This window comes from Pseudomonas sp. HT11, from assembly GCF_044875395.1.
Classification (GTDB): Bacteria; Pseudomonadota; Gammaproteobacteria; order Pseudomonadales; family Pseudomonadaceae; genus Aquipseudomonas.
On record NZ_CP173217.1, the window covers coordinates 2,391,209 to 2,404,742 of the forward strand.

The window sequence follows — 13,534 nt, forward strand, 5'->3', positions numbered from 1 at the left end:
AGGATCAGGCAAGAATTCGACAGGATTGCACCACTGTGCATGCTTTTAGCCTGTAGGCCTTTGCTGATCCAGGCCGGTGCGCCGCACTTTTTTTCATTCTTCTGATCTATCCCTGTCACGACCGCGCTCATTCTGCGCGTGGACAGCAGCCAGACCCGGTGCCGATGGATCGAACGTCAATTGCTTTTATCACCCGCTGGCCGCTGCTGATCGCAGCGGTGTTTATGCTCTGTGCCACCGGCTGCAGCCAGCAACAGGGCCGCGATATCGCCAGGCAGTTGCGCGATGGCAAGCCCGATGAGTTTTTTCAGACCAGCGTCGACCGCATGGCAACCTTGAGCATGCGCGACAACCTGCAAAGCCTGTACGTGCTGATGAACAAGCTCTACCTGCGCAACCCCAACCAGTGGCGCCAATCGGGTTATACCGATGCCGTGAGTGCCGCACGGGAAATTCGCCGCGCCATCGAGAACCGGCAACCGCTGCCTGCCCTGGGGGACCGTCGGGACCTGGTGGCATTGAGCTATTCGCTGAGCCCGGAGTTTCGCGGCGACCGGGTCGGGGCGTTTATCTATGCCATCGGCAGCATGCTGGTGACTGCACACGGTGGGCGCACGCAGTTTTATGTCACCGACTCGATCAACCCGCAATTTGTCAGCAATGCCGCGCGCAATATCGAGAAAGCCACCTGGCTGCTCAGCCAGCGTCAGGACGCCAATGGCGTGTTGCTGCTGTTCTCCAATGAAATCTCGGAGGAGGGCAGCAACCTCAGTTTCGCCGTTGAGTTCGGCAAAGTGGTTGCGCGCCTCGACCTGCTTGCCCAAATGCTTGACGAGCGTTACCGGCGCGTTGCACTCAATTACGCGCAGAGCTTGCTGCTGATGAATTTTTTGCCCGTGCAGTGATGCGGGGACCGATCATGCGGTGCGGCATTTCCCTTTCATATGTGGGAAACGGCCTATCTTGCCCCCCTTTGCTTGAAACATACCCACGGTCGGCAATAGCCTCGGACTTTTCTTAACGATGAGTGCCTACCTTGGGAAAGCGCAAAACGGTTTGGCCTACTGATCGCGAAGTCCGCCTGCGATTTATCCTGTTTGCCGTGATCGACGTGGCAAGTGCTCAAGGCGTCCCCGCTGACGTGCTATTGCCCGCCCACAAACTGCTGCGCGACGCGCCGACAGAGGCGCAGTTGCGTGACGCGCTCGCGAATGTTCTGGCGTGTGACGAAATGCTTGGGTTCAGATTTGCGCAGGGCACGGAGGCGGATGATTTGCTGCGCTCGCTGGCGTCGACGGCCGATGAGACCCCAGCAGGGTTTATTTGAAGCGGGTTAGATCGTTTATTTCCTTACGATTGGTCTCAAGAGCCTAATCGCATATCTACAGCGACGTTTATCTGTCTATACAAGAGGTCAACGACGTTGCGGCGTCGCTTGCTCTGTTATCACAGCGTGCGCAGCTGTTGCGCTCAACGAAGCATGTCCCCGAACAGCCAATTCTGCTGCTCTGCCGCCGTCTTGCGCCGCTGCCCTGGGTCTCTAGAATCGGCGCCAGAACTTAGCCATTTCCTGTCGATTACGGAGTTTCGAACATGATGAATGCAATGCAGATGCCGATGAACACCTCCATGCCAATGATGCCGATGATGATGGGCATGCCGATGATGATGGGCATGCCGATGATGATGGCCACCATGCAGTGCGAAATGGCCGGCGACGCCATGATGTGCACCATGAAGCCCGCAGCCGGTATGGACATGGCTCAGTTCAAGACTAACGCCGAAATGATGGCGATGATGATGAACTGCGGCATGCCGATGATGATGCAGTGCGCCAACCTGTCGATGATGTGCCTGTCGGCCGACGCCATGAAGATGAACATGGAAATGCCGAACATGATGCCGATGATGGCCATGGGCATGTCGATGCCGATGATGAAGTGCATGATGGAATGCACCCTGATGGGCGACAGCCTGCAGTGCAAAATGATGCCGATGCCGGGCATGAGCATGGCCATGATGGAAAACTGCTGCATGCTGATGAACAAGCTGATGAATGACTGCGCCATGCCGATGATGATGAGCTGCAATGGCATGCCGATGATGTGCTGCACCTGCTGATAGCACCCGCAGAATAAAAAACGCCCCGATGAATCGGGGCGTTTTGCATTCAGTCCAGGCGTTCCGGGTAGGTGATCACCAAAAACGCCACCGCCTCGCTGTCCGCCGGGTTGCGGTAGCGGTGGGGCTGGTCGGCGTAGAACAGGATCGAATCGCCGGTGGAGAGCAGGTAGCGTTCGTCGTTGACGCTGACTTCCAGCACGCCCTGAGCCACCACCAGGTTTTCCTGGATGCCCGGGCCATGGCCTTCCGAGACTTCCTCGCCGAGGGCGCGCAGGCGGATCTCGTAGAATTCGGACTGGCGGGCCGTGTCGTAGGGGAACAACGCGCGGCTGACAAACGCACCATCGGCGCTCACCAGGCGTTTGCTCTGCTGCGCCGGCAACACCTCGACGCCTTCAAAAGCGCGGTCTTCCAGAAAGGCCGCCACTGACACCTTCAACCCCTTGGCAATTTTGCACAGCACCTTGATCGACGGCACGCTGCGGCCCGACTCGATCTGCGCCAGCATTGCCCGGCTGACGCCGCAGGCGCGCGCCAGGCCGTCCAGCGACAGGTGGCGTTTGCTGCGCAGGCGCTGCAGGTTCTGCGCGACACACAGGCTGGTGTCGTCGTCATCGGTGCCAGGTTTTGGAAGCGGTTCGGGTGACTCGGCAAGTACCTGCAGAAAATTCATCGGCCTTACGCCCGGCGCGTATCACTGGAGGGCGCCGCCTGGGCGGTCAACACAGCAAGCCCGGCGCGTGCCGCGTACATCGCCCACATCAGCTCGGCCGCTGCACGTGCCTGGCGGCGCTTACGGTGGAGGGTGAAGTCGATGACGGTGGCAGATGTTTGCATGGGCGCGATCTCTTGGGGCCTGGTGATTCACGTAGGTGACTCAGTGGCTCCACAGTACTGCGTGGCGGTTATTTCCTTAAATACTGAGTTTGCATGTGTTAATTCGATTTTGGACTTAACCAACACGGGCCGTCCGAAGCTGTTGTGGGAAGGGTCTGGTCCGTTAATAAGGCGTGACTTGGTAAGCCTGCGTGGCTTCCCACCCCTGTTCGCGTGCTCGGCCCAGGCCTGTCTCGCCCCCAAATTCCAAGGATCTGCCCATGCTGTTGCGCCAACCTCCGCTCCTTTTTGCCGCCTTGACCCTCAGTTCACTGGTGCAGGCCGAAGACCTGCAACTGGCACCGATCGAGGTCACCAGCAGCGAGGTCAGCGCAGGCGAAGTAGCCCAGGCGCAACTCAAAAGCGTGCCCGGTGGCACCAACTACATCGACATGAGCAGCGTGCAGCAGGGCCGGGTCAGCACCAATGAAGACGTGTTCAAGTACCAGGCCGGGGTGTACGCCAAGGCGGCCAACAATGAAGGCGTGAAGCTTTCGATACGCGGTTCGGGCTTGAACCGCAGCCCCGGTTCGCACGCCTCTGGCCTGTATGAAATGTTCGACGGTTTGCCGCTGACCGGCCCAGGCGGCACACCCTACGAACTCAAGGACCCACTGTGGCAAAGCCGCGTCGAAGTGCTGCGCGGCGCCAATGGCTTTGACCAGGGCGCGCTGGCTTTGGGCGGGTCGGTGAATTACGTCACCCGCACGGGTTACGACGCACCCAAACTGCAGGTGCGTTATGAAGCAGGCAGTCGCGGTTATGCCCAGCGCGAGATCAGCTCCGGCCAGGTGCTGGGCGATGCCGACTATTACATCAGCCTCACCGACTCCGAATCCGATGGCTACCAGCACCAGAGCGCCGGTACCGGCAAGGGCATCGCCGCCAACTTCGGCTACCGTTTCAATCCGGACCTGGAAACGCGCTTCTATTTTCGCTACCGCGAAACCACCAACGAAACCCCCGGCAAGCTAACGCGTGAGCAGATCAGCCACGATCCGACGGCCGCCAACAGCCTCAACGCCGCCCGCGATTCCAAGCGTTTGCAGCCCGGTTCGACCTGGATCGCCAACAAGACCACCTTGCAATTGGATGACAATTCCCGCGTCGAGGTCGGGCTGGCCTATCACGACTATCCGATGGACTTGCGCGAGGGCACCAATCGCCTGAAAGTCGCCTACACAGACGTCAGTGGCACGCTCAATTACATCCGCCAGGACCTGCTGTTCGGCCACGACAGCAAGACCACGGTAGGGCTGCGCAGCACCCAGGCGATGCCGAATAACGGTGCCTCGGAATACGTGCGCACGCCTGCCGGTAATACGGCTATTTACGCGCCCGGCACCAAGACCCGCGACTACAGCTATCTCGGCGCTGACACCGTGCTGCATGTCGGCAACGACTTGGAACTGGTTCCGGACCTATGGCTGACCACCGGCCTGGCCGCGATCTACACCCGCCGCGAAACCCAAGTCACTTATCCAGAAGGTCAGGCGCCGTTGAGCCAGCACGACTGGGATTACGCCCCGCGTATCGGCCTGCGCTATGACTTCAACGCGCAATTGCAGGTGTATGGCAACCTGAGTCGCTCGGTCGAGCCACCGCACGCGTGGTCGATGATCTGGGGTTCCAATAAATACTTTCCCACCGGCAGCGGCCCGGCCACCGGCTTGCAGCGTGAAGGCGTGAGCCTGCGCAATCAGACCGCTACCACTGTGGAAGTCGGCGGCCGTGGCGAACAGTGGTTCGGCCAGTGGGACCTGGCGCTGTACCGCTCAGAAGTGCGCCACGAACTGCTTACCGTCGAAACGCAGGCGCAAACCGCCACCACCAACGCGATTGTCGCCGAAGCCAACGCCAGCCCCACCGTGCACCAGGGTGTGGAACTGAGCCTGCTCAGCCCGCTGTGGGACGGCGGCGGCAATGGCCAACTGGCCTTGCGCCAGGCCTACACGTTCAGCGACTTCCACTACCGCGACGACGACCGCTTCGGCGACAACACCCTGCCGGGCATCCCCAAGCATTACTACCAGGCGCAACTGCGCTACAGCCACCCGACGGGGTTCTACACCAGCCTCAACACCGAGCATTCCTCGCGCGTGGCGGTGGACTACGCCAATTCCTACTACGCGGCGGCCTACACCACCCTCGGCGCCACCTTCGGCTACGACGCGCCCCAGCAGGACTGGCAAGCCTGGGTCGATGTGCGCAACCTCACCAACCGGCGCTACGCCAATACGGTCACGCCGGGCTATGACGACAAGGGCCTGGACGTGGCGCGGTCCACACCGGCAGACGGGCGAGGCATTTATACCGGCGTGTCGTGGAGTTGGCGTTAAGCAACACTTGCATGACGAGGGGGCTCACTGTGAAACGCGGGCTTCCTGTGGCGAGCGGGCTTGCCCCGCGTTGGGCTGCGCAGCAGCCCCAAAACCAGCTACCGCGTTCTACCTGCCAAAACGCGGTGGGCCTACTGGGGCCGCTGCGCGCCCCAACGCGGGGCAAGCCCACTCGCCACAGGAAGCCACTCGCCACAAGAAGCCTGCCCACCACAGGAAGCCCATTCGCCACAACTACCAGCCTGTAAAGCCCGAAACGCCGCAGACCTGAGCCCCCTTGCCCTCATACCGTTTTGCTGGCATTGTTCGCGCAATTGGTAATATTTCCCATTTGAGAAGTTTTTGCGCATGCATGACATTCCGGCCGCGCCGGGCGATGGCGCCCGTCAGCAGACCCTCACGGCAATGTACCGCGAGCACCACGGCTGGTTGCACGGCTGGCTGCGCAAAAAACTCGGCTGTTCGCAGCACGCCGCCGACCTGGCCCACGACGCATTCATCCGCGTCCTGATGCTGGCCGACCCCCACAACATCAAGGAACCGCGGGCTTTTCTGACCACCACCGCCGGGCGTTTGCTGATTGACGGCGCGCGGCGCCGACGCATCGAAAAGGCCTACATGCAAGCCCTGGTGATTGAGTGCGAAGACGTCGGCATGCCTGATCCGGCGGCAATCCACGTGGCGTTGCAGGCCCTGGAGCGCATCGCCGAGATGCTCGCCGGCTTGCCCGCCAAGACCCGCGAAGCCTTTCTGTTAAGCCGCCTCGACGGGCTGACGTACAGCGAAATCGCGTGCTGCCTGGACGTGTCGCCCAGTACCGTCAAAAACTACATTTCCACGGCGCTGGTGCATTGCTACCACAGCCTGCACGCGGCGGACCCGCTGTCGTGAGCACCGAACACATCATCCAGCAAGCGGCGAACTGGCTGACACGCCTGCACGACGAAGACGTCAGCGACGCCGACCGCCAGGCCTTCAACATCTGGTGCCAGGCCGACCCGCGCCATGCTGTCGCCATCGAACGCATGCGTGCGCTGTGGGGCAATTTCGACGCCGTGCCCGCGCGCCCGGCGCGCATCGCCCTTAACCGTGCCTTCGCCCCACGACGCTCGCGGGGCGCACAGGTGCTGGGTTTACTCGGCGTATTGCTCTGCGGCTGGGTCGGTCTGGAGCGCGCGCCAGTGTGGATGGCCGATCAGCGCACCGGTGTCGGTGAACGCCGTCAGGTCGCGCTCGAAGACGGCAGCCGCTTGCAGCTCAACAGCAACTCGGCCGTGGACGTGAAATTCGACGGCCACCAACGTGTGGTTGAACTGCTGCAAGGCGAGTTGTGGGTCGAGGTGGCCAAGGATGCGCAACGGCCGTTCGTGGTGCGCACCGATCAAGGCACGGCCACCGCCTTGGGCACCCGCTACCTGGTCAAGCGCGCCGCGGACGGCACCACCGTGGTCACGGTGATCGAGTCCAGCGTGGCGGTCAAAGGCGAGGGCGCAGAAGGCGTCAAGGTCGCAGCCGGCCAGCGTACGGTGCTTGACCATGGCCGCGCCCAGTCGCCGCAGGCGATTGGCAACACCGACCCGGACGCCTGGACGCGTGGCCTGCTCAAGGTCAATGACCAGCCCTTGAGCGATGTGCTGCAAACCCTCGCCAGCTACCGCCATGGCCTGGTGCGGTTTGACCCACAGGCCCTGCAAAACCTGCGGGTGTCCGGTGTGTTCAAGCTCGACGACACCGCGGCGGCGCTCGCGGCACTGGCCGATAACCTGCCGATCAAGGTGGAGTACTTCACGGACTTGCTGGTGGTGGTCAAGCCGCGTTAAGTCAAGGTTCATGCTGGCGCAGGCGCTTGTACAGCGTGTTGCGGCTGACGCCCAACTCCCGCGCCAGGTGGGAAATATTGCCGCCAGCGGCCTCCAAGCGTTGCGTGAGGTCGATGCCATCTTCCACACCCTGGCTGGCAGGCAACGGCGCTGGCACGTTCAAATCCACAAAAAAATCATCCGGCAGGTGCTCGGGGCGCACCGGCTGCTCCTCGGCCATGGCCAGCGCTACCTGCAGCACGCTGCTGACCTGGCGCAAATTGCCCGGCCACGGGTGTTGCTCGAACAACGCCAGCACCTCGGCACTCAGCCCGGCCCATTGAGTTGGCTCGCGGTGCTGCTGCCACAACTGCTGGAACAGCGCCTGCTTGTCGGTGCGCTCACGCAACGGCGGCAGCTCCAGGGTCAGGCCGCCGATGCGGTAGTACAAATCCTCGCGAAAGCGCCCGGCCTGCACCCATTCGCGCAGCGCGCGGTTGGTGGCGGAGATGATCCGCAAGTCCACCGGGAACAGCTCGCTGCTGCCCACCGGCTGCACGCAGCGCTCCTGCAACACCCGCAGCAAACGGGCCTGGGTCGGCAGCGGCATATCGCCGATCTCATCCAGAAACAACGTGCCTTTGTCCGCCTTGCGAATCAGGCCGATGCTGCCTTTCTGATTGGCGCCGGTGAAGGCGCCTTTTTCATAGCCAAACAGCTCTGACTCGACCAACTCCGCCGGAATCGCCGCACAGTTCACCGCGATAAACGCCTGCGCGCTGCGCGAGCTGGCCTGGTGCAGGGCTTTGACGAACACCTCTTTGCCGACGCCGGTCTCGCCGTGGATCAGCAGCGGAATGTCTTTTTCCAGCAGACGCTCGGCCTGGCGCACGGCTTTTTCCACACGCGCATCGCCAAAGTGCAGGGTGTTGAGGCTGATCGAGGTCGGCTTCAGCTCGGCAGGCTTGCCCGGCTTGGGCTCACTGAAGACCCGCGCCTGTATCGGCATCTTCTTCGGGCGCTTCAATAAACACTGAAACCGATTGCGGCCCGCCGCCTGCAGCGAGAACGGCAAGCCTTCCGGCTGGTTCAGCAACTCCAGCAACGAGACCTTGAACAAGCTGTCGATCAGCACCCGCGACAAACTGATGCCCAGCAAGTTGTCCGCACGGCGGTTGGCCGACAGCACTGGCCCGCTCTCATCAAAAATCAGCAGGCCGGCCCACTGGCTGTCGAGGTTGTTCAGGCCGGTGTTGAAGGTCAGCTGGAAATGCTCGCCGCGAAACAGGTTGAGGATCAGCCGGTTTTCCACGGTCTGGCTCATCATCTTGACCATGCCCAAGGTGTGGGATGGCGGCAGATAGCTGTCGCTGGACACATCCAGCACCGCGATGATTTCGCGCTGGGCATCAAAGATCGGCGCCGCCGAGCCGGTCATGAAGCGGTTGGCCTTGAGGAAATGTTCGTCGTGCTCGATATGCACTGCCTGGGCACAGGCCAACGCGGTGCCGATCGCATTGGTGCCGCTGCTGCGCTCCCTCCAGCTGGCGCCGGCGCTGAAACCGCGCGCCAGTTTCGGCTCGATAAAGCGCTGGGTGCCCCACGAGGTCAGGACCTGGCCCTGGTTATCGGCCAGCATGATCAGGCAGTTGGAATTGCTCAGGATGTTTTCGTAGTAGGGCAGCACTTCCTGGTGGGTGGTCTGCACCAGTGAATGCTGGCTTTCCAGCAATTGGCTGATGCCCTCGGCGGGCAGTTGGTCGAAGCTGGGCGTGCTCTGGTGATCCAGACCAAACGCGCGGCAGCGGCGCCAGGAATCCTGGATGAGGGTGTCGTGAGCCAGGGGTTCGGCCATGGAGGCGACCTTCTTTTTTATTGTTATTGGGCTTGCACAATCTGGCTGAAGAAACAGGGTCGAAATGTGGGAGCGGGCTTGCCCGCGAATGCGGTGGGTCAGTCAATACAGATGCCGACTGTTCTACCGTCATCGCGGGCAAGCCCACTCCCACCTTTGATTCGCGTCGCCCATCAATTGTTGTTCACAACTGTTCATTGTCAACCCGCCAGTTGTTCAGTTGTTCAGCTCCAATTGTTCACTTCTGTTGATGCCTGAACAGCCAATCTGGCTCATTTCCTTAGGGATCAAGCACCTGCCGCATCTGGCACGAAACTCGCTCTGAGTCGTTGCCAGATTCACTCCAATAATAAAAAAGAGCGTGTCATGTCATTGACCCTGGAACATGTCTCCCGCGTCGTCGAAGGCCAGACCTGGATCGACGACGCCAACCTGCGTTTCGAAGCCGGTTCCTTCAACGTCTTGCTGGGCCGCACCCTGTCCGGCAAGACCAGCCTGATGCGCCTGATGGCCGGCCTGGACAAGCCCGACAGCGGCCGCATCCTGATGAATGGCGTGGACGTCACCCACAAGCCGGTGCGCCTGCGTAACGTGTCGATGGTCTACCAGCAGTTCATCAACTACCCGACCATGACCGTGTTCGAGAACATCGCCTCGCCGCTGCGCCAGGCCGGTGTGTCCAACGAGCTGATCCATAGCAAGGTGCTCGAAACCGCGAAAATGCTGCGCATCGAGAAATTCCTGCAGCGCCATCCGTTGGAGCTGTCCGGTGGCCAGCAGCAACGCACGGCCATGGCCCGCGCGCTGGTCAAAGACGCTGAGTTGATCCTGTTTGATGAACCGCTGGTGAACCTGGACTACAAACTGCGCGAAGAACTGCGTCAGGAAATGCGCGAGCTGTTCAAGGCCCGCCACACCATCGCCCTCTACGCCACCACCGAACCCAATGAAGCCCTCGCCCTTGGCGGCACCACCACGATTCTGCATGAGGGCCGGGTGATCCAGAGCGGCAAGGCTGCCGAGGTGTACCACCAGCCGCAGACCGTGCTGGCCGCCGAATTGTTTTCCGAGCCGCCGATCAACCTGATGCCGGGGCGGATCAGCGGCAATGAAGTCAGCTTCGCCAATTTCGTGCACTTCCCGCTCAACGTCGACCTGCGCCCCATCGGCGAGGGCGAGTTCCGCTTTGGCGTGCGCCCCAGCCATATCAGCCTGGTGCCGAGCAACGACGATGACCTGGAACTGGCCGTGACCGTGGAAGTGGCCGAAATCAGCGGCTCGGAAACCTTCCTGCACGTGCGCAGCGAGCATTTCCTGCTGGTGCTGCACCTGCCGGGCGTGCACGAGTACGACGTCGATGCGCCGATCCGCGTGTATATCCCCACCCATAAACTGTTTGTGTTCGATGGCCAGGGCCGCTTGGTCCAGGCCCCCGGGCGCCGCGTAGCGAGGGTTGCCTGATGGCCGAGATCCATTTGCAGAACCTCGCGCACAGCTACAGCCCTACACCCGCCGGCCCTGAAGACTACGCGATTCGGGAAATGAACCACGTGTGGGAGCAGGGCGGCGCCTACGCCTTGCTCGGGCCGTCCGGGTGCGGCAAGTCGACCTTGCTGAATATCATCTCCGGCCTGCTCAACCCTTCGGAAGGCCAGGTGCTGTTCGACCACAGGGTGGTCAACGAACTCACCCCGGAACGCCGCAACATTGCCCAGGTGTTCCAGTTTCCGGTGGTGTACGACACCATGACGGTGTTCGACAACCTGGCCTTTCCGCTGCGCAACCAAGGCATGCCCGAGGCGAAAATTCACAGCAAGGTGCAGGAAATTGCCGAAGTCCTCGACCTGCAAACCCTGTTGAGCAAAAAGGCGCGCAACCTCACCGCCGATGAAAAGCAGAAAGTCTCCATGGGCCGTGGCCTGGTGCGTGATGACGTGTCGGCAATCCTGTTCGACGAGCCGCTGACGGTGATCGATCCGCACCTGAAGTGGAAACTGCGACGCAAGCTCAAGCAGATCCACGAGCAGTTCAATATCACCATGGTCTACGTGACCCACGACCAGCTTGAAGCCTCGACCTTTGCCGACAAGATCGCGGTGATGTACGGCGGGCAGATCGTGCAGTTCGGCACGCCGCGCGAGTTGTTTGAGCGGCCGAGCCACACATTTGTCGGCTATTTCATTGGCAGCCCCGGCATGAACCTGATTGAAGTGCAGGCCGAGGCGGGCGGGGTGCGGTTTGCCGGCACGCTGCTGCCGTTGCCCGAGGCGATGCAGCAGCGCATCCGCGACACCGACTACAAAAAACTGCAGGTGGGCATCCGCCCGGAATTTATCCACGTGTGGGACGAGTACAACCCTGACGCGCTGCAGGCCGATGTCACCCATGTCGAAGACCTTGGCACTTACAAGATCATGACCCTCAACCTCGACGGCGCGCCGTTGAAAATACGCCTGGCCGAAGACAAACCGGTCCCTCAGGGCAGTGCCTCGATCAGCTTCCCGGCGCAGTGGCTGATGGTCTACGCCGATGACTACCTGCTGGAGGTGCAGCCATGAACAAGGTGCAGAACAACAAGGCCTGGTGGCTGGTGTTGCCGGTGTTTCTGTTGGTGGCGTTCAGTGCGGTGATCCCGATGATGACCGTGGTCAACTACTCGGTGCAGGACATCTTCGACCAGTCCAGCCGCTACTTTGTCGGCGCCGACTGGTACAAGCAGGTGCTGCTCGACCCGCGTTTGCATGACTCCTTGCTGCGCCAGTTCATCTACTCGGCTTGCGTGCTGCTGATTGAAATCCCGCTGGGTATCGCCATTGCCCTGACCATGCCGACCAAGGGCCGCTGGTCTTCGCTGGTGCTGATCATTCTGGCGATTCCGCTGCTGATTCCGTGGAACGTGGTGGGCACCATCTGGCAGATCTTCGGCCGTGCCGACATCGGTTTGCTCGGTTCAACCCTCAACGCCATGGGCATCAACTACAACTACGCGGCCAACACCATGGACGCCTGGGTCACGGTGCTGGTGATGGACGTGTGGCACTGGACTTCACTGGTGGCGTTGCTGTGTTACTCGGGGCTGCGCGCGATCCCGGACGTGTACTACCAGGCCGCGCGAATAGACCGCGCATCGGCCTGGGCGGTGTTCCGGCATATCCAGTTGCCGAAGATGAAAAGCGTGCTGCTGATCGCGGTGATGCTGCGGTTCATGGACAGCTTCATGATCTACACCGAGCCCTTCGTCCTCACGGGCGGCGGCCCGGGGAATGCCACCACCTTTCTCAGTCAGACCCTGACCCAGATGGCTGTCGGCCAATTCGACCTGGGCCCGGCGGCGGCGTTCTCGCTGGTGTACTTCCTGATCATCCTGCTGGTGTCCTGGCTGTTCTACACCGCCATGACCCACTCCGACGCCAACCGCTGAGGCCGCCAACATGAGCAAACGCAAGGTCATACCGCTGCTGGTCTACATTCTGTTCTTGCTGGTGCCGATCTACTGGCTGCTGAACATGTCCTTCAAGAGCAACACCGAAATCCTCGGCGGGCTGACCCTGTTTCCGCAGGCTTTCACCCTGGCCAACTACAAGGTGATCTTCACCGACCCGAGCTGGTACACCGGCTATATCAACTCACTGTATTACGTGAGCCTGAACACGGTGATTTCCCTGAGTGTGGCGCTGCCGGCGGCCTACGCCTTCTCACGCTACCGTTTCCTGGGCGACAAGCACCTGTTCTTCTGGCTGCTGACCAACCGCATGGCACCGCCGGCGGTGTTTTTGCTGCCGTTTTTCCAGCTGTATTCGTCCATCGGCCTGTTCGACACACACATCGCAGTGGCCCTGGCGCATTGCCTGTTCAATGTGCCGTTGGCGGTGTGGATTCTGGAAGGCTTCATGTCCGGCGTGCCCAAGGAAATCGACGAAACCGCCTACATCGACGGCTATAGCTTTCCCAAGTTTTTCGTGAAGATTTTTATCCCGCTGATCGGCTCCGGCATCGGGGTAACCGCGTTTTTCTGCTTCATGTTTTCCTGGGTCGAGCTGTTGCTGGCGCGCACGCTGACCTCGGTCAACGCCAAGCCCATCGCGGCGGTGATGACCCGCACGGTCTCGGCCTCGGGTATCGACTGGGGCGTGCTGGCGGCGGCGGGGGTGTTGACCATCCTGCCTGGCATGCTGGTGATCTGGTTTGTTCGCAACCACGTGGCCAAGGGCTTTGCCCTGGGCCGGGTCTGAGGAGTTGATGATGGAATGGATGGCCTGGACCACTCCCACCGCGTTGTTCTTTGCGGCCATCGGCGTGCTGCTGGTGGGCATGACCACCTGGGAACTGCGCTCGCCGAGCATCCCTCGGCGCGGCTTTTTACCGATCAGCACCACCCGTGGTGATCGCCTGTTTATCGGTCTTCTCGGCAGCGCCTACCTGCATTTACTGGTTATCGGCGTTACCGACTGGAGCATCTGGGTGGCGTCCGCGCTGTCCCTGGTATGGCTGTTGAGTGTGATGCGTTGGGGCTAGTGCCCTTGTGAATAAACCACCAGGAG

14 protein-coding genes are annotated in these 13,534 nt (G+C 61.2%); 11 read left to right on the top strand and 3 right to left on the bottom strand.

Annotated features, from left to right (window positions below):
- Positions 1 to 164: 164 nt before the first annotated feature.
- The 3 genes from ABWL43_RS11160 to ABWL43_RS11170 all read left to right on the top strand — a co-directional run bounded on the left by ABWL43_RS11160 (position 165) and on the right by ABWL43_RS11170 (position 2,121).
- Positions 165 to 905, top strand: a complete 741-nt coding sequence (locus tag ABWL43_RS11160) for a hypothetical protein (protein WP_262206160.1) — start codon at positions 165 to 167, stop codon at positions 903 to 905.
- Positions 906 to 1,036: 131 nt separating this feature from the next.
- Positions 1,037 to 1,327 (top strand): hypothetical protein, encoded by a 291-nt coding sequence (locus ABWL43_RS11165; protein WP_145163598.1) that lies wholly within the window; start codon positions 1,037 to 1,039, stop codon positions 1,325 to 1,327.
- A gap of 266 nt (positions 1,328 to 1,593) precedes the next feature.
- Positions 1,594 to 2,121: a hypothetical protein gene (locus tag ABWL43_RS11170; RefSeq protein WP_404487685.1), complete on the top strand. Its 528-nt coding sequence runs from the start codon at positions 1,594 to 1,596 to the stop codon at positions 2,119 to 2,121.
- A 49-nt stretch (positions 2,122 to 2,170) separates the two neighbouring features.
- Here ABWL43_RS11170 and ABWL43_RS11175 read toward each other — a convergent pair whose 3' ends face one another.
- Positions 2,171 to 2,797, bottom strand: a complete 627-nt coding sequence (locus ABWL43_RS11175) for a helix-turn-helix domain-containing protein (RefSeq protein ID WP_369302665.1) — start codon at positions 2,795 to 2,797, stop codon at positions 2,171 to 2,173.
- Positions 2,798 to 2,802: 5 nt separating this feature from the next.
- Positions 2,803 to 2,961, bottom strand: a complete 159-nt coding sequence (locus ABWL43_RS11180) for a hypothetical protein (protein ID WP_369302664.1) — start codon at positions 2,959 to 2,961, stop codon at positions 2,803 to 2,805.
- Positions 2,962 to 3,221: 260 nt separating this feature from the next.
- Here ABWL43_RS11180 and ABWL43_RS11185 point away from each other — a divergent pair, with 260 nt between their 5' ends.
- The 3 genes from ABWL43_RS11185 to ABWL43_RS11195 all read left to right on the top strand — a co-directional run bounded on the left by ABWL43_RS11185 (position 3,222) and on the right by ABWL43_RS11195 (position 7,159).
- On the top strand, positions 3,222 to 5,339 hold the full coding sequence (locus tag ABWL43_RS11185; RefSeq protein ID WP_404487686.1) for a TonB-dependent receptor family protein: 2,118 nt from the start codon (positions 3,222 to 3,224) through the stop codon (positions 5,337 to 5,339).
- A gap of 348 nt (positions 5,340 to 5,687) precedes the next feature.
- Complete coding sequence (locus tag ABWL43_RS11190; RefSeq protein ID WP_404487687.1) at positions 5,688 to 6,230, top strand: sigma-70 family RNA polymerase sigma factor; 543 nt, start codon at positions 5,688 to 5,690, stop codon at positions 6,228 to 6,230.
- Positions 6,227 to 7,159, top strand: coding sequence for a FecR family protein (locus ABWL43_RS11195; protein ID WP_404487688.1), 933 nt, complete (start codon positions 6,227 to 6,229; stop codon positions 7,157 to 7,159). The genes ABWL43_RS11190 and ABWL43_RS11195 overlap by 4 nt, the downstream gene beginning before the upstream one ends.
- A 1-nt stretch (position 7,160) precedes the next feature.
- Here the strand turns inward: ABWL43_RS11195 and ABWL43_RS11200 are convergent, their stop codons facing one another.
- Positions 7,161 to 8,993 carry a sigma-54-dependent Fis family transcriptional regulator gene (locus tag ABWL43_RS11200; protein WP_404487689.1) on the bottom strand — a complete coding sequence of 611 codons (1,833 nt, stop codon included), beginning with the start codon at positions 8,991 to 8,993 and terminating at the stop codon, positions 7,161 to 7,163.
- 366 nt (positions 8,994 to 9,359) lie between these two features.
- Between ABWL43_RS11200 and ABWL43_RS11205 the strand changes: the two genes are divergently transcribed.
- The 5 genes from ABWL43_RS11205 to ABWL43_RS11225 are packed head-to-tail and all read left to right on the top strand — an operon-like array spanning position 9,360 to position 13,508.
- The gene (locus ABWL43_RS11205) at positions 9,360 to 10,454 is read left to right on the top strand and encodes an ABC transporter ATP-binding protein (protein WP_145163607.1); all 1,095 of its coding nucleotides are present in this window, start codon (positions 9,360 to 9,362) and stop codon (positions 10,452 to 10,454) included.
- Complete coding sequence (locus ABWL43_RS11210) at positions 10,454 to 11,551, top strand: ABC transporter ATP-binding protein (RefSeq protein ID WP_404487690.1); 1,098 nt, start codon at positions 10,454 to 10,456, stop codon at positions 11,549 to 11,551. The genes ABWL43_RS11205 and ABWL43_RS11210 overlap by 1 nt, the downstream gene beginning before the upstream one ends.
- On the top strand, positions 11,548 to 12,414 hold the full coding sequence (locus ABWL43_RS11215; RefSeq protein WP_017137728.1) for a carbohydrate ABC transporter permease: 867 nt from the start codon (positions 11,548 to 11,550) through the stop codon (positions 12,412 to 12,414). The genes ABWL43_RS11210 and ABWL43_RS11215 overlap by 4 nt, the downstream gene beginning before the upstream one ends.
- Before the next feature lie 10 nt (positions 12,415 to 12,424).
- Positions 12,425 to 13,225, top strand: a complete 801-nt coding sequence (locus ABWL43_RS11220; protein ID WP_369302658.1) for a carbohydrate ABC transporter permease — start codon at positions 12,425 to 12,427, stop codon at positions 13,223 to 13,225.
- 10 nt (positions 13,226 to 13,235) lie between these two features.
- A complete protein-coding gene (locus tag ABWL43_RS11225; RefSeq protein ID WP_106580628.1) occupies positions 13,236 to 13,508 on the top strand; it encodes a DUF2160 domain-containing protein in 273 nt (90 codons plus the stop codon).
- Positions 13,509 to 13,534 lie beyond the last annotated feature (26 nt).